Origin of the sequence: Agromyces sp. NPDC058484, assembly GCF_042720415.1 — a bacterium.
Lineage (GTDB): Bacteria > Actinomycetota > Actinomycetes > Actinomycetales > Microbacteriaceae > Agromyces.
In genome coordinates, this window is the sequence record NZ_JBHXMP010000018.1 from 30,863 (window position 1) to 47,025 (window position 16,163).

Annotated in this window: 21 protein-coding genes and 1 tRNA gene; 9 read left to right on the forward strand and 13 right to left on the reverse strand. The window is 68.9% G+C overall.

The genetic code is table 11. The features are described from left to right. Nucleotide 1 precedes the first annotated feature (1 nt). From ACFWN7_RS14325 to ACFWN7_RS14335, 3 genes are all read right to left on the reverse strand, one after another. Nucleotides 2-439, reverse strand: a complete 438-nt coding sequence (locus ACFWN7_RS14325; RefSeq protein ID WP_376939499.1) for a hypothetical protein — start codon at nucleotides 437-439, stop codon at nucleotides 2-4. A gap of 101 nt (nucleotides 440-540) precedes the next feature. Continuing rightward, nucleotides 541-2,142, reverse strand: coding sequence for a DUF222 domain-containing protein (locus ACFWN7_RS14330; protein WP_376939500.1), 1,602 nt, complete (start codon nucleotides 2,140-2,142; stop codon nucleotides 541-543). A gap of 109 nt (nucleotides 2,143-2,251) precedes the next feature. Continuing rightward, nucleotides 2,252-3,085: an IS5 family transposase gene (locus ACFWN7_RS14335; protein WP_376939501.1), complete on the reverse strand. Its 834-nt coding sequence runs from the start codon at nucleotides 3,083-3,085 to the stop codon at nucleotides 2,252-2,254. 195 nt (nucleotides 3,086-3,280) lie between these two features. Here ACFWN7_RS14335 and ACFWN7_RS14340 point away from each other — a divergent pair, with 195 nt between their 5' ends. Next, nucleotides 3,281-3,742, forward strand: coding sequence for an SgcJ/EcaC family oxidoreductase (locus ACFWN7_RS14340; RefSeq protein WP_376939502.1), 462 nt, complete (start codon nucleotides 3,281-3,283; stop codon nucleotides 3,740-3,742). Between the two features lie 130 nt (nucleotides 3,743-3,872). Here the strand turns inward: ACFWN7_RS14340 and ACFWN7_RS14345 are convergent, their stop codons facing one another. From ACFWN7_RS14345 to ACFWN7_RS14370, 6 genes are all read right to left on the reverse strand, one after another. Further along, complete coding sequence (locus ACFWN7_RS14345; RefSeq protein WP_376939503.1) at nucleotides 3,873-4,202, reverse strand: hypothetical protein; 330 nt, start codon at nucleotides 4,200-4,202, stop codon at nucleotides 3,873-3,875. Further along, complete coding sequence (locus ACFWN7_RS14350; RefSeq protein WP_376939504.1) at nucleotides 4,199-4,780, reverse strand: TetR family transcriptional regulator C-terminal domain-containing protein; 582 nt, start codon at nucleotides 4,778-4,780, stop codon at nucleotides 4,199-4,201. Before ACFWN7_RS14350 ends, ACFWN7_RS14345 begins: the two co-directional genes overlap by 4 nt. 26 nt (nucleotides 4,781-4,806) lie before the next feature. Further along, on the reverse strand, nucleotides 4,807-5,223 hold the full coding sequence (locus ACFWN7_RS14355) for a VOC family protein (RefSeq protein ID WP_376939505.1): 417 nt from the start codon (nucleotides 5,221-5,223) through the stop codon (nucleotides 4,807-4,809). A gap of 86 nt (nucleotides 5,224-5,309) precedes the next feature. After that, nucleotides 5,310-5,801, reverse strand: coding sequence for a MarR family winged helix-turn-helix transcriptional regulator (locus ACFWN7_RS14360; RefSeq protein WP_376939506.1), 492 nt, complete (start codon nucleotides 5,799-5,801; stop codon nucleotides 5,310-5,312). A 39-nt stretch (nucleotides 5,802-5,840) separates the two neighbouring features. After that, the gene (locus tag ACFWN7_RS14365; RefSeq protein ID WP_376939507.1) at nucleotides 5,841-6,281 is read right to left on the reverse strand and encodes an SRPBCC domain-containing protein; all 441 of its coding nucleotides are present in this window, start codon (nucleotides 6,279-6,281) and stop codon (nucleotides 5,841-5,843) included. Then, nucleotides 6,278-6,598 carry an ArsR/SmtB family transcription factor gene (locus tag ACFWN7_RS14370; RefSeq protein WP_376939508.1) on the reverse strand — a complete coding sequence of 107 codons (321 nt, stop codon included), beginning with the start codon at nucleotides 6,596-6,598 and terminating at the stop codon, nucleotides 6,278-6,280. The genes ACFWN7_RS14365 and ACFWN7_RS14370 overlap by 4 nt, the downstream gene beginning before the upstream one ends. 110 nt (nucleotides 6,599-6,708) lie before the next feature. Here ACFWN7_RS14370 and ACFWN7_RS14375 point away from each other — a divergent pair. The 4 genes from ACFWN7_RS14375 (at nucleotide 6,709) to ACFWN7_RS14390 (ending at nucleotide 9,778) form a co-directional block, all read left to right on the forward strand. Further along, nucleotides 6,709-6,780 (forward strand) — tRNA-Gln (locus ACFWN7_RS14375). A gap of 1 nt (nucleotide 6,781) precedes the next feature. Further along, complete coding sequence (gene glmU, locus ACFWN7_RS14380) at nucleotides 6,782-8,239, forward strand: bifunctional UDP-N-acetylglucosamine diphosphorylase/glucosamine-1-phosphate N-acetyltransferase GlmU (protein WP_376939509.1); 1,458 nt, start codon at nucleotides 6,782-6,784, stop codon at nucleotides 8,237-8,239. Between the two features lie 36 nt (nucleotides 8,240-8,275). After that, the gene (locus ACFWN7_RS14385) at nucleotides 8,276-9,253 is read left to right on the forward strand and encodes a ribose-phosphate diphosphokinase (protein WP_376939510.1); all 978 of its coding nucleotides are present in this window, start codon (nucleotides 8,276-8,278) and stop codon (nucleotides 9,251-9,253) included. Between the two features lie 18 nt (nucleotides 9,254-9,271). After that, on the forward strand, nucleotides 9,272-9,778 hold the full coding sequence (locus ACFWN7_RS14390; protein ID WP_376939511.1) for a hypothetical protein: 507 nt from the start codon (nucleotides 9,272-9,274) through the stop codon (nucleotides 9,776-9,778). Nucleotides 9,779-9,791: 13 nt separating this feature from the next. On the opposite strand, the gene ACFWN7_RS14395 is transcribed toward ACFWN7_RS14390, so the two are convergent. Continuing rightward, nucleotides 9,792-10,166, reverse strand: a complete 375-nt coding sequence (locus ACFWN7_RS14395; RefSeq protein ID WP_376939512.1) for a hypothetical protein — start codon at nucleotides 10,164-10,166, stop codon at nucleotides 9,792-9,794. Between the two features lie 71 nt (nucleotides 10,167-10,237). Next, nucleotides 10,238-11,698: an NADP-dependent phosphogluconate dehydrogenase gene (gene gndA, locus ACFWN7_RS14400; protein WP_376939513.1), complete on the reverse strand. Its 1,461-nt coding sequence runs from the start codon at nucleotides 11,696-11,698 to the stop codon at nucleotides 10,238-10,240. A gap of 101 nt (nucleotides 11,699-11,799) precedes the next feature. Here gndA and ACFWN7_RS14405 point away from each other — a divergent pair, with 101 nt between their 5' ends. From ACFWN7_RS14405 to pth, 3 genes are all read left to right on the forward strand, one after another. After that, nucleotides 11,800-12,330, forward strand: coding sequence for a gluconokinase (locus tag ACFWN7_RS14405; protein ID WP_376939514.1), 531 nt, complete (start codon nucleotides 11,800-11,802; stop codon nucleotides 12,328-12,330). A 189-nt stretch (nucleotides 12,331-12,519) separates the two neighbouring features. Beyond that, nucleotides 12,520-13,155 (forward strand): 50S ribosomal protein L25/general stress protein Ctc, encoded by a 636-nt coding sequence (locus ACFWN7_RS14410; protein WP_376939515.1) that lies wholly within the window; start codon nucleotides 12,520-12,522, stop codon nucleotides 13,153-13,155. Between the two features lie 126 nt (nucleotides 13,156-13,281). Beyond that, nucleotides 13,282-13,911 carry an aminoacyl-tRNA hydrolase gene (pth, locus tag ACFWN7_RS14415; protein WP_376939516.1) on the forward strand — a complete coding sequence of 210 codons (630 nt, stop codon included), beginning with the start codon at nucleotides 13,282-13,284 and terminating at the stop codon, nucleotides 13,909-13,911. Between the two features lie 64 nt (nucleotides 13,912-13,975). Here pth and ACFWN7_RS14420 read toward each other — a convergent pair whose 3' ends face one another. Continuing rightward, nucleotides 13,976-14,572, reverse strand: a complete 597-nt coding sequence (locus ACFWN7_RS14420) for a DUF1992 domain-containing protein (RefSeq protein ID WP_376939517.1) — start codon at nucleotides 14,570-14,572, stop codon at nucleotides 13,976-13,978. A 304-nt stretch (nucleotides 14,573-14,876) separates the two neighbouring features. Between ACFWN7_RS14420 and ACFWN7_RS14425 the strand changes: the two genes are divergently transcribed. Continuing rightward, a complete protein-coding gene (locus ACFWN7_RS14425) occupies nucleotides 14,877-15,221 on the forward strand; it encodes a type II toxin-antitoxin system PemK/MazF family toxin (protein ID WP_376939518.1) in 345 nt (114 codons plus the stop codon). A 170-nt stretch (nucleotides 15,222-15,391) separates the two neighbouring features. Here the strand turns inward: ACFWN7_RS14425 and ACFWN7_RS14430 are convergent, their stop codons facing one another. Beyond that, nucleotides 15,392-16,108 (reverse strand): RNase H family protein, encoded by a 717-nt coding sequence (locus tag ACFWN7_RS14430; protein ID WP_376939519.1) that lies wholly within the window; start codon nucleotides 16,106-16,108, stop codon nucleotides 15,392-15,394. Nucleotides 16,109-16,163 lie beyond the last annotated feature (55 nt).

The window sequence follows — 16,163 nt, forward strand, 5'->3', positions numbered from 1 at the left end:
CTCATGCGTGATCGTCGGGGGCGAACCAACGTGCGCCGTCGTCGTGCAGGATGAACTGCGCTCGAACGGCCACACCCGCGTCGCGACATGCTTCGCCAAGCCCTCTCGCCCAGGCTCGATCGGCCGCGGTGGACTCGGCGGTGCCGAGTCGCTCCCACACGAACACGACCTTCCGGGCGCCGGCGTGGTCCGCGATCTCGGCCAGGCGTTGCGCCAGTACGTGGGCGGCTGTCGCATCAGGGCCGCAAGGCTCGTCGGGATGCTCCGGGTAGTCGGCCATCGGCATGATGAGTGGCAACTGCCTGTCGTGCTCATCGAGGTACAGGGTCCACCATTGGCGGCGGATTGCGCCGTCGAGCAGGTCGGAGACGCGCTCGTGCAGCGCCCGGTCGGAGGTGAGTGGGAGTTGGGAGGCGTCATCGGCCTCGAGTCGTGTCATGACGCCATCGTGGGGCGCCGGGCGCGAGACGGAGGTCGAGTGACGGTCTCGGGTGATCAGCCGGGGCGGCATTCGTCCTGTGGAGGAGAAGTGGATCATGCTCAGAAAGGTGGGAGCGTCGGCCATGGGGGTGGCTGGCCTCCGACATGGTCAACTGATTCAGTGTCGTGACCTCGGTCGTCGTTCGCCGCCGCGCGGGGTGACCAGGATCGGCCCGGCGGTGCGATGGTGTCGTTGCCCGTTGGCACCCGACGAGCCGGATGCGTGACGTGCGTGCGGCCCGCCAGTGACCGCCACTCGAACACGCCGTCTGCCAGATGCCGTACCGACCAGGACGTCTCATGTTTGAGGTGATGGTGCAGCGAGCAGACGTGGCCGAGATTGTCGTGTGAGGTGCCGCCCAGGTACTGCCAATCGAAGGTGTGATCGGCCTCGCAACCGACGGCTGGGCGGTTGCAGTCCGGGAACCGGCACGTGCCGTCGCGCACCTCGAGCCAGCGCTTCAGGTCGGCCGGCGGTCGGTAGCTCGTTCGGTCGACATCGAGCACCGTACCCGAGACGGGGTGCGTGAGCAGGCGCGTGAAGGATGGCGCTCGCGCTGCCAGGCGTCGAGCGGTCTCCGCATCGATCGGACCGTGCCCGTCGAGGTGGCCCGGCTCGTCTGAGGCCTCGATGAGTGTCAGCACCGGCACGGTCACATGCACAGTCGGACGAACCGCCGCCGCTGCCGCGGCGAACTCGGATGACGAGGGTAGCGCGCCGTACAGGAGGAGGTCGCGCAGGGCATCGGCCCGGATTCGATCGCGGCTGCGTCGCGCGCCATCTGTTTCATCGATGCCGACTGTTGCGTCGATGCCGGCTGTTGCGTCGATGCCGGCTGTTGCGTCGATGCCGGCTGTTGCGTCGATGCCGGCCGTTCCGTCGATGCCGGTTGTTCCGTCGACGCCGGTTCCGTTGACGCCGGCTGCGCGCGTATCGGATGCCGCAGCGGCGCGCGCGACGTGATCGAGCCGGTTCTTGATGAGCGTCGCGTCGGCGGCAGGGAGGAACGCGTGGAGCCACGCCATCCCGTCGTGCGCGTGTTCGAGTTCGACACGGCGCTTCGCGCGGGCGGAACGGTGGCGCTCGGTGATCGTCTCGATCTGCAGCGATTCTCGAAGCGCGCGAGCCTCGCGACGAAGGGAGGCCGCGGTCTTCGTGGCGGCGACGGCGGCGAGCTGCTCGTCGAGCCGGCCGCGTAGGCCGGGGTCGTCGCCGAGCCCGCCGGTCTCCTCCACGACGACCCGCGCATGCTGCAGGCTGATCGAGCCCGAGCGGAGTGCGGCCAGCGTGGCGGGCAACGTGGTCGACAGCGCCCACGCCTCGTCGATCTGCCGCTCCATTGTGCGCTCGGGCACGTGAAGGGCAGTCGCGAGTTCGGCCGTGACGGCGCGCCGGGCCATCTCGCGCCGTCGGTGCGGAGAGAGGGACGGCGCGACGAACGCCTGCTCGCTGCGGAGGGCATAGTCGACGGTGAGCGAGATCAGATCGACGCGCATCGCCGCGTGCATCGCCTCGATGCGCTGCGCCTGCACCGCGGCATCGACCAGCTCGGCGAGGCCGTCTTGCGCGATCGCGTACGGCGAGCGACCTTCGAGGTCGATCGACTGTTCGGGGCGCTCGCAATACCGTTCTGACCTGCGATTCAAGTCGCCTCCGAGCATGGTTCGAGTCTATCAGAATTCGAACATGAATACGAAGAATACATCCAGCACCATGTGGGTAGAATCGAAGCTGGGTTCTGGGTATCTACTTAGAGGTTGCGCGGATAGGTCATGGTTGTCGTGCCGGTCGGCCGTCCCAGCGGTAGCGTGGCCAGGCTTCAGCGATGAGTCTTCGGACGATGATGATCGCGTTCGCGAGGGCGATGAACGCGTCGATGACGCGGACGCGTCGTTCGGTGCAGATGTGCAGTTTGCGGAAGCCGCGGTTGTGCCATGAGTTCGTGCGCTCGACGACCCAGCGGGCGCCGGTCTGCAGCGGGGTACCCTTCGTGCTGATCACGTAGTCCAAGCCCAGACCATCCAGCAGGTCACGGGTCTTGCCGGAGTCATAGCCGGCGTCCAGGTGCACGGTGATCCGCTCTGGCAGGTCGAACCCGAACCGGGCGAGCTTGTCCAAGGTCGGGCCGAGCAGGGGCGAGTCGTTCTGGTTTGCACCCGCCACGACCACGCCCAGCGGGATGCCGCGCCCATCGACGAGCACGGAGCGTTTCGTGCCCCGTTTGCCGCGATCCACCGGTGAACGGCCAGCAGCCTCACCGCCGCAGGGTGCTTTCACGATGCACCCGTCCACCGACAGGTTCTCGAGTTCGAGGCCGATCATCTGGTCGTACGCGTTCAGGCAGAGCTGTTCCAGTTCGGTGAAGATGTCGGCGGCGATCCACTCGTCCCGCCGATGCCGCAGCGTCGTCGCCGAGCAGCCGCTGTCGGCGATCTTCGCGTACGCGGCGCCGAGCACGAGGACCTGCACGAGCTTGTCGAAGATCACCCGATCCGGGATCCGTGGTCGGTGACAGCCCAGCGGATGCGCGTCGATCACCGGCGGGATCAACGCCTGGAACTGTGCCCAGATGGGCTCGATGATGGAAGATGGAACAGCAGGCACGAGGCTCCTGGGACAACGACGATTTCTTGGTCGAAACCGTGTTTAACAGGCCTCGTGCCTGCCCTGTCAGAACGCCACACCCCTACCTATCCGCGCAACCTCTTAGGTGAAGTGGGGGTTGGGAGAAGCGGCGCGCGCGCCCGGCCTCGGATCAGTTTCTGGGTATCTGCGTTCTCCTCGTGGCAGACTGCACGCATGGACGCTGAGGTAGCAGCCCGGACCTTGTACCAGCGCCTTCTTGATGGCTGGAACGCACGCGACGCCGAGGCGATGACCTCAGTGTTGGCCGCCGATGCGCTGGTCGTCGGCTTCGACGGTAGCCAGATGGACGGCCGGGAGGCGGCGACCTCCGAACTGGATCGCATCTTCGCCGACCACGAGCCGGCAAGGTATGTGGCGAGGATCCGCTGGGTAAGGTCGCAGGGTGACGACAGCGCGCTCCTGTACGCCGTCGCTGGCATGGTGGCTCCCGGCAGCAGCGAGATCATGCCGGACCGCAATGCCGTGCAGACAGTCATCGCCCGTGCGGGCGATAGCTGGACCGTCGCACTCTTCCAGACGACACCCGCGGTGTTCGACGGTCGTCCCGAGCTCAGCGAGGCGCTGACGGCGGAGTTGAACGAACTCGTCCCTCTCCAACCCTGGCCGGCCCACTGACCGGCAGGTGGCCCGCCGCTGCTCCTGCCCGCCTGGACTGGTCCAACGTGCTTACCGGCGGTGTTGCCGAGGGTCGATTCGGCTGACGGCGAACGTTCGCTGCAGGTGCGTGCGGATGCACTGACCGTCCTCAGTCGGTGGCTGCATGCTCAGCGAGCCCGCGCGCCTCCATCACCAGACCGCGCCAGATCGGAAGGTGGCTGTGGTCGACGGATACCCATTCTCTGAACACCTTGCCGACCGGAGCGAACGGCTGGCCGATGCCCTCATCGACGAGTTCGCGAACACGTGGTGCCGACAGCTTGACGATGAGTTCGTCGCCGGAGTGACCTGCGGCGGCGATGAACGCGCCGTTCACCCGCAGGCACGGATGACCCATCATCGTGCCGTGCTCAGCGAGGCCGCGCCCGACCAGGTCGTCAGCGATCGCTTCGAAATCGGGAACTCGCTGTGCCATCATCGCGCGGTCTCCTTCCACTCGATCGCCAGACTGCGGAGGTGACGGAGCGCTTCGGACACGGCGTCGTGGAACGCCTGTCCGTCGCGTGACACCAGGCTCAACAGCAGGCCTCCCTGCGTGACGGCGATGGCGAAGTCGGCGAGCCTTCGCGGGCTCGCGTCCGGATGCAATCGACCGGAGTCCTGCTCGGCTTCCAGGAACTCGGCGATCTTCCTTCGCTGCACGTCGAGAGCCGCTTCCAGGATGAGGCGGTACTCCTGTTGCTCCGCTTGCAGGGCGTACGCGGCGGTGCCGATGGGGCAACCCCGGGTGAAGGCGAATGATTCCTGGGCCCGGACGTGTTCGAACAGGAAGGCCTCGAGTTCAGGCCACGAAGTGATCGGGGCGTGCGCGGCGACGAAGTCGCGATGGTTCGACAGCACCGCCATGGTGAGTTCGTCGAGACTCCGGAAGTGCTGATAGAACTGCCCCTTCCCGGTCCCGGATGCGGCGAGGATCTCGTTCACGCTGGTGGCATTCATGCCCTGGCGGTGGAACAGGTCGGCTGCGGCGGAAACGATGCGCGCGCGCGTTCTCATCCCCTTCGACGTGTGGGCCGTCACGATCAGCTGAATGGGCGAGGGTACTGGAACGCGGCCACGGTCCCGGCGGCGGCATGGTGGAACACCGTGACCCGCCCTTCGTCGCCGAGGTCGACCGGTGGAACCACCGGAACGGCGCCGGCTCGGTTGGCCACGGATGCCACCGTGTCGACGTCTTCGACGGTGATGTAGGTGTCCCAGCGCGGCACCGCGGTGTCGCCGGGCTGTGGTGCTCGGATGCCGCCGACCTGATGGCCGGACACGAGGATCAGCCAGTACGGGCTGCCTGCGATCTCCGCGGCTACCACGTCCCAGCCGAACGTGCTCCGGAGGAACTCGGCGGCCGCCTCGGGGTCGTCGGTGGTGAGCTCATGCCATCCCGGAGCGCCATGCTGGTTGCGGATGTCATGCTCGGGCAGGAGTACGAATGCGTCGCTCACGGGATCCTCCTCGATATGCCGTTCCCTTAAATGTACCATTCGGTACAAAAATAGGGCAACGCTGCGAGGCTCAACGGGCGGCTTGCTCAGTCGAATCCGAGACTCAGCTTCCTCAGCAGCCCCGCGAGCCGCTTCTGCTCCGCCGCAGGGAGGCTCGCGAGCAGCTCCGCCTCTGCGTCGACGAGGCGCGTGATCGCGGCATCCACGCGCGTGAGGCCGGCAGGGCTCATCTCGACGAGGATGCCGCGACCGTCGTTCGGGTCGGTCTGGCGCGTCACGAGGCCGCGCTCGACGAGCCGGTCGATGCGGTTGGTCATCGTGCCGCTCGAGACGAGCGTCTGCTGCAGCAGCTGCTTGGGGGAGAGTCGATACGGCGTGCCGGCGCGGCGGAGCGCCGACAGCACGTCGAACTCGGATGCCTCGAGCTCCGAACGCGCGAACGCCTGGCGCCTCGCGCGGTCGAGGTGCTTCGCGAGGCGCGCGACCCGCGAGAGCACCTGCAGCGGCGCGAAGTCGAGGTCGGGTCGTTCGCGCTCCCAGTCGTCGACGATCCGGTCGACCTCGTCAGCACCCGTCATCCCGCCATTATCGCGCGGCAGGGGCCAGGGACCCGCCCCTCAGCTCGCCGCCGGAAGCCCGCTCCCGGTCTCGAGGAGCGACTTCATCGAGCTGAGCACGTACATCCAGCCCTCGCCGGCGACATCGGCCGCGGTGGCGGGCGACTCCTCCAGCCGGTCGTGCACCAGCGTCACGAGGCACAACCCGTCGCCTCGCTGCTCGATCTCCCAGGTCACGCGGCTCACCGGCTCGCCCGCGAGTGCCTCGTCGTAGGCCGAGCGCCACTCGTGCACGAGCCGTCTGGGCGGATCGAACTCGAGCACGGCGTCGGTGCCCCAGTCGTCGCCGTCGGGTCCGCGGGTCGTTCGTGCCTCGGGCGTGATGGCGATGGCCGTCCGGTAGAAGTACCGGGCGGTCCGGTCGGGATTCGTGATGGCCTCCCAGATCTCCTCCGCCGTCGCGCGGATGAACACGTGGTAGACCTGTGTCGCGTCGGTCATGACAGATTCTCCAGCTCTCTCTTGAGGTCGGCGAGCAGCGATGCCGGCCCGACCCGGTACTTGTCGATCCAGCGGTCGTGGATGAGGCGGATCGGCACGGCGTTCAGGTAGTGCAGCTTTTCGCGACCCGACCGCCGTGTGGTCACGAGCCCGGCACCCTCGAGTACGCGGAGGTGCTTCATGACCCCGAACCGCGTCATCTCGGCGAGCCCCTCGAGGTCGGCGAGGCGTGCCCCGTCGTGCTCGAACAGGTGGTCGAGAAGCCGGCGCCTCGTCGGGTCGGAGAGTGCCTTGAACACCGCGTCGTCGTCATCCATCTCGATCCATAATACGTGACTAAATAGTCACATAACAAGAGTTTGGATGCCGCAGCCCACCCTCCGCGCCATGGCAGACTTGTCTGCGCGGAGGGCCGAGCCCTGCGCGGTCCGCCATGGTGTAACGGCAGCACGACAGCCTTTGGAGCTGTGAGGACCAGGTTCGAATCCTGGTGGCGGAGCATGGACCAGCAACTCGCCATCATCGTCCTCGCCGCCGGGCAGGGCACCCGCATGAAATCGGCCACGCCGAAGCTGCTGCACCCGCTCGCGGGCTCGCCGATCGTCGCGCACGTGCTCCGCACCGCGGAGGCCCTCGCCGCAGCGCACGTCGTGGCAGTGGTGCGCCACGAACGCGACCAGGTCACCGCTGCCGTCCACTCGGTCTTCCCCGCCTGCGTCGTCGTCGACCAAGACGAGATCCCCGGCACCGGGCGGGCGGTCGAGCAGGCGATCGCCGCGCTCCCAGACGACTTCGACGGCGAGGTGCTCGTGCTCAACGGCGACGTTCCGCTGCTCGACGCCGACACGCTCGCCGCGTTCCTCGAAGGGCACCGCGGCCATGCCGCGGAGGCATCCGTGCTCTCGGCCTTCTACGACGACCCGAGCGGCTACGGACGCATCGTGCGGAACGAGACCGGTGCCTTCGACCGCATCGTCGAGCAGAAGGATGCCACGACCGACGAGCGCGCGATCTCCGAGATCAACGCGGGCATCTACGCGTTCGGCGCAGGCGCACTGCGCGACCAGCTCGCGAACCTCACGACCGACAACGCGCAGGGCGAGAAGTACCTCACCGACGTGATCCAGCACCTCCGCGAGGCGGGCTCCGAGGTCGAGGCCGTGCCGGTCGCCGAGCCGTGGCTCGTCGCCGGCATCAACGACCGTGCGCAGCTGTCCGAGACGGCGGCCCGGCTCAACGCCCTCATCGTGCGCGGCTGGCAGCTGAACGGCGTCACGATCGAAGACCCGGCGACCACCTGGATCGACCTCGACGTGAAGATCGATCCCGACGTCACGATCCGGCCGGGCACGCAGCTGAAGGGCGCGACCGTCATCGCGACCGGCGCGGTCGTCGGGCCCGACACGACGCTCGTGGACTGCGAGATCGGTGAGAACGCCGAGGTGAGGCGATCGGATGCCACACTCGCGGTCGTCGGCCCCGGGGCATCCGTCGGCCCCTTCTCCTACCTCCGGCCGGGCACGGTGCTGGGCGCCGACGGCAAGATCGGCGCCTACGTCGAGACGAAGAACGCGACGATCGGCGAGGGCAGCAAGGTGCCGCACCTCTCGTACGTCGGCGACGCCACGATCGGCGAGCACTCCAACATCGGTGCCGGGTCGATCTTCGCCAACTACGACGGGGTGCGCAAGCACCACTCCGAGGTGGGTTCGCACGTGCGAACGGGCTCGCACGGCGTGTTCGTCGCGCCCGTTAGGATTGGCGACGGAGTCTACAGCGGTGCCGGCACCGTCATCCGAAAGGATGTCCCCGCCGGGGCGCTCGCCGTGAATGCGGCACCCCAACGCAACATCGAGGGATGGGTCCAGAAGCACCGGCCCGGTACCGCGGCCGCACGCGCGGCCGAGGCTGCCGACGCGGCATCCGGCCCGGCATCGATCGACGCAGCCGAAGACTGACGCACCGGCGGATCGCGGGTGGAGAGGACAGACCACATGTCGGGAATCGAGACCACCGGATCGAAGCGCCTCGTGCTCGTCTCCGGGCGGGCGCACCCCGCCCTCGCCGAGCAGATCGCCGAGGAACTCGGCACCGAGCTCATGCCCACCGATGCGCGCACATTCGCGAACGGCGAGCTGTACGCCCGCTACGACGAGAGCGTTCGCGGCACCGACGCGTTCGTCATCCAGTCGCATGCGGCACCGATCAACGAGTGGCTCATGGAGCAGCTCATCATGATCGACGCGCTGAAGCGCGCCTCGGCGAAGCGCATCACGGTGGTCGCGCCGTTCTACCCCTACGCCCGGCAGGACAAGAAGGGCCGCGGCCGCGAGCCGATCTCGGCGCGCCTGGTCGCCGACCTCTTCAAGGCTGCCGGCGCCGACCGCATCATGTCGATCGACCTGCACGCCGCGCAGATCCAGGGCTTCTTCGACGGCCCGGTCGACCACCTCTTCGCCATGCCGGTGCTGCTCGAGTATTTCAAGGAGAAACTCGATCCCGCGACGCTCACGGTCGTCTCGCCCGACATGGGCCGCGTGCGCGTCGCCGACATCTGGAGCGACAAGCTCGGCGTGCCGCTCGCGATCATCCACAAGCGCCGAGACCCGCTCGTGCCGAACCAGGTCTCGGTGCACGAGATCGTCGGCGACGTCGAAGGCCGCGTCTGCCTGCTCGTCGACGACCTCATCGACACCGGACGCACGATCGTGAAGGCCGCAGAGGCGCTGAAGGCCAACGGCGCCACGGGCGTCGTCGTCGCGGCCACGCATGCCGTGTTCTCGAACCCGGCGACCGAGATCCTCCAGTCCGACTTCATCGACCGCGTCGTCGTGACCGACACCCTCCCGATCCCCGAGGAGAAGCGGTGGGACCGCCTCACCGTGCTTCCCATCGCGCCGCTGCTCGCCCGCGCGATCCACGAGGTCTTCGAAGACGGTTCAGTCACGAGCATGTTCGACGGCGCGGCGTAGCCCGACCCCATCCGCGCCGTGCCGTTCCTCACCGCCGACGCCGCCCGCGCGCTCGCGCGTCTCGTCGCGCTCGACGCGGAGCAGCCGGATGCCCCGCCGCTCGAGCGGCTCCGCGGCATCCGCTCGCTCGTGGTCGCCCTCGACGTCGACCCCGCTGCGCTCGCCGCCGTGCGCGAGGCCCTCGATGCCGGCGCGACCTGGGACGAGGTGGCGGATGCCGCGGGCCTCAGCCCCTCGGCCGCGAAGTACCGCTGGGCGGGCGACGACGACACGATCGCGGCGCGGCAGGAGACGAGCCGTCGCCGCAAGCGCGACCGGCCGTCGAGCGTGCCGACCGACCTGCCCGGCGAGAGCGTCTCCGAGGCGGCGAAGCGGCTCGGCGTCACGCCGCAGGCGATCTACCAGCGCGTGAGCCGTGGCCTCCTCGAGGCGCGCACGGTCGAGCTGCCCGACGGCCGGAGGTACAAGCGCGTGTTCGTGCCAGACGGCGAGGTGGACGACGGCGCCGCCGGCGCCGGGCGCTAGTCGCGCCGCACGGTCAGGCCTCGCGCTCCGGCGCAGGATCGGGCTGGGCGGGAAGGCGGGGCATCGCCGGAAGCAGGCCGAGCCGCGCGACCAGGGTCTCGGCGCCGCCCGACGAGACGGCGACGCACTCCCAGCTCGGTCCGCCCGGCGCGAAGACCTCGAACGAGGTGCGGAACCCCGTGGCATCCGTGTCGTAGGCATCGACGTAGAGGACGCACACCCGGTCGGCCGCCGACTTCGCGACCCCGTACGCGGAGAGCACGAGCGGGAGCACGAGGGCGCCGAGCGCCACCAGCACGGCGATGCGCAGCACGCGACGGCGACGCTCGCCGGGCATCGGCCCGTCGTCGTGCGGGTCGGGCTCGAGCTCGGGGTGCGACTCGCTCATGACCTCATCGTCCTCGCCTCGCCCTCGCGCTTCGCCCTCGCGCTTCGCCCTCGGTCGGCCGCGCCCGCCGCCTAGTGCGAGGAGGGCGTCGTCTCGATCTCGGAGTGGTCACCCGACCAGAGCGTGTGGAACACGCCCTGCTTGTCGACCCGCCGGTAGGTGTGCGCGCCGAAGAAGTCGCGCTGGCCCTGCACGAGCGCCGCCGGGAGCCGCTTCGCACGCAGGCCGTCGTAGTAGGCGAGCGACGACGAGAACGCGGGCGTCGGGACGCCGGCCTGTGCGGCCGTCGCGACGACACGGCGCCAGCTGTCCTGCGTGCCCGCGACCGCGTCGCGGAAGTACGGGGCGACGACGAGCGCGACGAGCGCCGGGTCGTCGGCGTACGCCTCGGCGATGCGGTTCAGGAAGCGGGCGCGGATGATGCATCCGGCTCGCCAGATCTTCGCGATGTCGCCCTTGTGGATGTTCCAGCCGTACTGCTCGGCACCCGCGACGATCTCGTCGAAGCCCTGCGAGTACGCGATGATCTTCGACGCGTAGAGTGCGCGACGCACGTCTTCGACGAACGCGTCGACGTCGGCGTCGGCCACCTTCCACTCGCCCGAGGGGCCCGGCAGATCGGATGCCGCGTCGCGCTGCGCGCGCTCGGAGGAGAGGCTGCGGGCGAACACGGCCTCGGCGATGCCCGAGGTCGGTACGCCGAGATCGAGCGCGTTCTGCACGGTCCACGCGCCGGTGCCCTTGGCGCCTGCCTCGTCGAGGATGACGTCGACGAGGGGGAGGCCGGTCGCGGCATCCGTCTGGCGGAGCACCTCGGCGGTGATCTCGATGAGGTAGCTCTCGAGCTCGCCGGTGTTCCACTCGGCGAAGATGTCGGCGATCTCGGCGGGGCTCTTGCCGGTGCCCTGACGAATCAGATCGTACGCCTCGGCGATGAGCTGCATGTCGGCGTACTCGATGCCGTTGTGCACCATCTTCACGAAGTGGCCGGCGCCGTCGGTGCCGACGTGGGTCACGCACGGCTCGCCCTCGGCGACGGCCGCGATCGAGGCGAGGATCGGGCCGAGCGTCTCGTACGACTGCTTCGATCCGCCGGGCATGATCGAGGGGCCGTTGAGTGCCCCCTCCTCGCCGCCCGAGATGCCGGCGCCGACGAAGTGGATGCCGGTGGCGCTGATCTCCTTCTCGCGGCGGATCGTGTCGTGGAAGTTCGCATTGCCGCCGTCGACGATGATGTCTCCCGGCTCGAATCGCGCCACGAGCTCGGAGATCACCGCGTCGGTGCCCGTGCCGGCCTGCACCATGATGATCGCCGTGCGGGGCTTCGCCAGCGAGGCGACGAAGGCGTCGTAGCTCTCGGACGCGACGAACCCTGCCTCGGGGTGCTCGGACGTGAGCGTGTGCGTGCGCCCGGGAGTGCGATTGAACACCGCCACCGTGTTGCCCCCGCGGCTCGCGAGGTTGCGGGCGAGGTTCGATCCCATCACCGCGAGTCCGACGACGCCGATGTTTGCTGATCCGGTTTCTGGCACGAATGCTCTCCTCGAGGTGTGTGGGGGTCGACTCCAGCGTACTGTGGGCGCGGCTCACGGTTGCGCGGTGTTGCGGTGAGGTCTCGGCTACCCTGCAACGCATGACCTTGATCGATGCTCCGCCTCGCATCGTGGTGATGGGGCCGAGCGGCGCCGGCAAGTCGGTCGTCGGCGCAGCCCTGGCGGAGCGGCTCGCCGGACGATTCCCGGGTCTCGACTTCATCGACTCCGATGACCTGCACCCAGCGGCGAACGTCGAGAAGATGCGCATGGGCATCGCCCTCGGCGACGCCGACCGATGGCCGTGGCTCACACGGGTGGGCGAAGCGCTCAGCTCGGCCGTTGACGCCGGACGCGTGATCGCGTGCTCCGCACTCAGGCGCGCGTATCGCGATGCGATCCGTGAGGCGTGCCCCGATGCGGTGTTCGTCGAGCTCGTGGTGCCGGCCGGCGAACTCGGCGACCGGGTCGGCGACCGGCCGGGGCACTTCATGCCGGCCGTGCTGCTCACGTCGCAGCTCGATGCGCTCGAGCCGCTCCAATCCGACGAGCGCGGCATCCGCGTGGAGAACATCGGGCCCGTCGACGAGGTCGTCACGGCCGCGGTCACGGCGCTCCGCGGCATCCGCTAGACTGGGCGACTGTACTTCGGCGAGGGATGCCTCGCAGCAGGCCTCCGGGCCGGCCGCGACATCCGTGATCGACGCGGTGGAAACCAGGCTTCACGGCTGTTCCTCACGCATTGCGCACGAGACGTGCGCGCGTTCGAGTCGAAACAACAGACAGACGATCTGGGCCGCGAGCCCGCAAGGAGAACCACCATGGACGAAGACAACAAGGTCGAAGCCAACGCCCGCGAGACGTTCGGCAAGGGCGCGGCCCGCAAGATCCGCGCTGCCGGCAAGATCCCCGCGGTGCTCTACGGTCACGGCACCGACCCCCAGCACCTGACCCTGCCGGGTCACCAGGTCGGCCTCCTCATCCGCAAGGCCAACGCGGTGCTCGACCTGCAGATTTCCGGCAAGAGCCAGCTCGCCCTCGTGAAGGACGTGCAGAAGGACCCGGTGCACCAGATCATCGAGCACCTCGACCTCATCGTCATCAAGCGCGGCGAGAAGGTCCAGGTCGAGGTGCCCGTGCACCTCGAGGGCGAGTCGTTCGCCGGCACCATCGCCGACCTCGACGCCAAGACCCTCTCCCTCGAGGTCGAGGCCACGCACATCCCCGAGAACATCGTCGTGTCGATCGAGGGCCTCGAAGACGGCGCGCAGATCCATGCGAAGGACGTCGAGCTGCCCAAGGGCGCGACGCTCATGAGCGACCCCGAGACGCTGGTCGTGCTCGTGCACGTCCCCCAGAAGGTCGACCTGGGCGAGGAGGCCGCCGAGGCCGAGGGCGAGGAGGCCGTCGAGGCCGAGGCGCCCGCCGAGGAGGCCACGGCCGAGTCGGCCGAGTAGCCACTCCGCGCCGTCTCGCGCACGGGGCCTGCGGCGCCGCATCCGGGTACGCTCGGATTGCGGGCCGCAGGCCCGTCCTGTCTCCCCTGAGCCCGCTCATCGCCGCCTCGTCGAAAGGAGTCGCCCATGGGCCTCCTCGACCGGCTGCGTCCCCGCCGGAAGGACGACCTCGTGTCCGACAACACCTGGCTCGTGGTCGGGCTCGGCAACCCCGGCGCTCAGTACGCCGGCAACCGCCACAACGTCGGCCAGATGGTCGCCGACGAACTCGCTGCGCGCCTCGGCGCGTCCTTCAGGACGCACAAGACGCCCTCGCGCGTCGCCGAGGGGTTCCTCGCCCCCGGCGGTCCGAAGCTCGTGATCGCGAAGCCCAACGGCTACATGAACACGTCGGGCGGCCCGGTGTCGGCGCTGCTCAAGTACTACGCGCTGCCCGTCGACCGGCTGGTCGTCGTGCACGACGAACTCGACATCCCCTTCGACACCGTGCGCCTGAAGCAGGGCGGCGGACACGGCGGCCACAACGGCCTCCGCGACGTCTCGAAGGCGACGGATGCCGGTGCGTTCACCCGCGTGCGAGTCGGCATCGGCCGCCCGCCCGGTCGCCAGGACGCGGCCGACTTCGTGCTTAAGGACTTCTCGGGCTCCGAGCGGCAGGCGCTTCCGAACCTGGTGTCGGATGCCGCGGACGCCGTCGAGGCGATCGTCTCCGTCGGAATCGTGGCCGCGCAGCAGCGGTTCCACTCACCGGCGTAGGGAGGCGGCCGCTCGCCTGAGCTGGGGTCTCTTCGAGCCGCTCGATGGGCCCGATCGAGGATCGTCAGTCGCGACGCCTCCACCACCGAGCTCGTGGCGTCCTCTGCTCGTGCTCGAGCTGTTCGCGCGCCTCGGTCACTTGGCGCTGTCGGGCTTCGCGACGCTCGCGCCATGCACGGACCTCACCGCCGGCATCCCGAGTCGGGGTCACGACGGGCGGCCCGCCGAGCAACTGGCGGCGCGCTTCGATCACGCGCCGGTTGAAGTCCTCGACTGCCTCGCGCACCTCGGACTCGCGGTGCATTCGATCCAGGCGGTCCTCGAGTTCGGCGTTCTCGACCCGCAGTGTGAGCGCGGGCGGACCCAACCCGCTCAGTTGCTCGCGCTCGATCTTGCGACGAATCCACCAGTCGGGGTCGTGCTGCCCGGTCAATCCCTCAAGAGGCTTTCCCGCGCCGGGGAGATTGTCGAACTCGCCGCGACGGATGGCCTGCTGGATCGCGTTCTCCACGTACGCCGACCGCTCAGCCTGCGTGGACGGTCGAGCCGGTTCGGGCGCCATGTCGGCGACATCGGGCTCTTCGCCGCGGGCGATCGCCTCTTCACGAGCGAGACGATCAAGCCGGTACTGCCACGCGGCGCGCTGGGGATCCTCGCTCATCCTCGACCTCCCTCGCAGCGTCTGATATCCGTCTTCCACGATACGATGCCGCGCATCGGTATACTCAAAGTATGACTACGACGATCAAGGTCAGCGACGAGCTTCGCGATCGCCTCAAAGAGCAGGCGTCACGCGATGGCCTCACTCTCGGTGCGCACCTCGCCCATCTCGCCGACGCTGAGGATCGCAGGTGGCGGCTGAATCGGCTGAAGGCAGCGATCGCCCGATCCGCGCCCGCGGATGCCGAATCGCATGCGGCCGAGTCCGCCGCTTGGGAGCGAACCGAACTGACTGACGCTGACTCATGACGGAGCCCGAACTCGCTCCTGGCGTCATCGCCTGGGCTGCACTCGAGCCGGTGCGCGGTCGGGAGCAGGGCGGGCATCGCCCGGTTCTGGTCATCGCCTCCGCCGGATATCTGGACGCCGTCACAACCCTCGTCATCGTCCTGCCGGTCACGACGACTGACCGCGGATGGCCCAACCACATTCGCGTCGACGGGCCCAGCGGTCTCGACCGGCCGTCCTGGATCATGACTGAGCAGCCGCGCACCCTTTCACGCGACCGACTCACGCGGATTGCCGGCCAGATCTCAACGGACTGTCTCTCATCGGTCCGTTCCTGGCTCGGTGACTTTCTCGACCTCTGACACGCGGCTCGGGCATCGAGTACTCGGCATCGAGTTTCCACCGGCTGGGTCGATGACGCGGGCTGAACGCTGCAGACGCATCCTTGGCCGACGCTTCGACCTCCCACGTCCCCTGCCGCACAGGCTCGTCGACGCCGGGTCGACCTCGAAGACGAGGAAGACCCGATCGGTCAGATGAGCCCCCGGAGGAATTCCTCGGGCGTCACGCCAGCCGCCCGGGCGCGCTCGACGAGCCTGGTGTGCTCCTCGGTCGTGAGCTCGAGGGATAGCGTCAGCCAATCGGCGGCCGGGTCGTCGAAGTCGAACAGGGTCGCCTCCTCGGACGCGCGGTCGGCGGCGGCCGCCTCGACGGCCGAGACGGCGGATGCCCCGGGCGCGACGTCGGCGGCGATGACGGGCTCGCCCGCGGCATCCGCCGACTCGCACGCGCCGGTCCACCCCGGTCCGCTCGGCACCTCGTTGCGCTGCTGGAAAGCAAGCGCGGCCGCACGAGCCCGCTCGTCGGCCGCCTCGTTCGCCGGATGCCCCGCGTGCCCACGCACCCATTCGAAGCGGTAGCGACGGCCCTGGACCGCCGCATCGAGCGCCTGCAGCAGCTCGAGGTTGAGCACGGGCTTGCCGTCGGACTTGCGCCAGCCCTTGCGCTTCCAGTTCGGCATCCACTTCGTGACGGCGTTGATCACGTACTGGCTGTCGCACTGCACGAGCAACTCGTCGTCGAGGTGGGCTGTGGCCCGGAACAACTCGAGCACCGCGGTGAGTTCGCCCTGGTTGTTCGTCGCGCGCGGCCAGCCGCCCGCGGCCCAGCAGCCTTCGTCGACGTACCAGGCCCACCCGGCGGGGCCGGGATTGCCGAGGGCGGAGCCGTCGGCTGCGGCGATGATCATGCGGGTGTCCTTCCGTCCGGCGATCATGCTAGCGGGCTCGAGCCCGCCGTGTCGG

What these genes read in the sequence shown, in the direction of transcription:
- ACFWN7_RS14325 (WP_376939499.1), bottom strand. Translation starts at nt 439, where the DNA reads ATGACACGACTCGAGGCCGATGACGCCTCCCAACTCCCACTCACCTCC.
- ACFWN7_RS14330 (WP_376939500.1), bottom strand. Translation starts at nt 2,142, where the DNA reads ATGCTCGGAGGCGACTTGAATCGCAGGTCAGAACGGTATTGCGAGCGC.
- ACFWN7_RS14340 (WP_376939502.1), top strand. Translation starts at nt 3,281, where the DNA reads ATGGACGCTGAGGTAGCAGCCCGGACCTTGTACCAGCGCCTTCTTGAT.
- ACFWN7_RS14345 (WP_376939503.1), bottom strand. Translation starts at nt 4,202, where the DNA reads ATGATGGCACAGCGAGTTCCCGATTTCGAAGCGATCGCTGACGACCTG.
- ACFWN7_RS14350 (WP_376939504.1), bottom strand. Translation starts at nt 4,780, where the DNA reads ATGAGAACGCGCGCGCGCATCGTTTCCGCCGCAGCCGACCTGTTCCAC.
- ACFWN7_RS14360 (WP_376939506.1), bottom strand. Translation starts at nt 5,801, where the DNA reads ATGACGGGTGCTGACGAGGTCGACCGGATCGTCGACGACTGGGAGCGC.
- ACFWN7_RS14365 (WP_376939507.1), bottom strand. Translation starts at nt 6,281, where the DNA reads ATGACCGACGCGACACAGGTCTACCACGTGTTCATCCGCGCGACGGCG.
- ACFWN7_RS14370 (WP_376939508.1), bottom strand. Translation starts at nt 6,598, where the DNA reads ATGGATGACGACGACGCGGTGTTCAAGGCACTCTCCGACCCGACGAGG.
- glmU (WP_376939509.1), top strand. Translation starts at nt 6,782, where the DNA reads ATGGACCAGCAACTCGCCATCATCGTCCTCGCCGCCGGGCAGGGCACC.
- ACFWN7_RS14385 (WP_376939510.1), top strand. Translation starts at nt 8,276, where the DNA reads ATGTCGGGAATCGAGACCACCGGATCGAAGCGCCTCGTGCTCGTCTCC.
- ACFWN7_RS14395 (WP_376939512.1), bottom strand. Translation starts at nt 10,166, where the DNA reads ATGAGCGAGTCGCACCCCGAGCTCGAGCCCGACCCGCACGACGACGGG.
- ACFWN7_RS14405 (WP_376939514.1), top strand. Translation starts at nt 11,800, where the DNA reads ATGACCTTGATCGATGCTCCGCCTCGCATCGTGGTGATGGGGCCGAGC.
- ACFWN7_RS14410 (WP_376939515.1), top strand. Translation starts at nt 12,520, where the DNA reads ATGGACGAAGACAACAAGGTCGAAGCCAACGCCCGCGAGACGTTCGGC.
- pth (WP_376939516.1), top strand. Translation starts at nt 13,282, where the DNA reads ATGGGCCTCCTCGACCGGCTGCGTCCCCGCCGGAAGGACGACCTCGTG.
- ACFWN7_RS14420 (WP_376939517.1), bottom strand. Translation starts at nt 14,572, where the DNA reads ATGAGCGAGGATCCCCAGCGCGCCGCGTGGCAGTACCGGCTTGATCGT.
- ACFWN7_RS14425 (WP_376939518.1), top strand. Translation starts at nt 14,877, where the DNA reads ATGACGGAGCCCGAACTCGCTCCTGGCGTCATCGCCTGGGCTGCACTC.
- ACFWN7_RS14430 (WP_376939519.1), bottom strand. Translation starts at nt 16,108, where the DNA reads ATGATCATCGCCGCAGCCGACGGCTCCGCCCTCGGCAATCCCGGCCCC.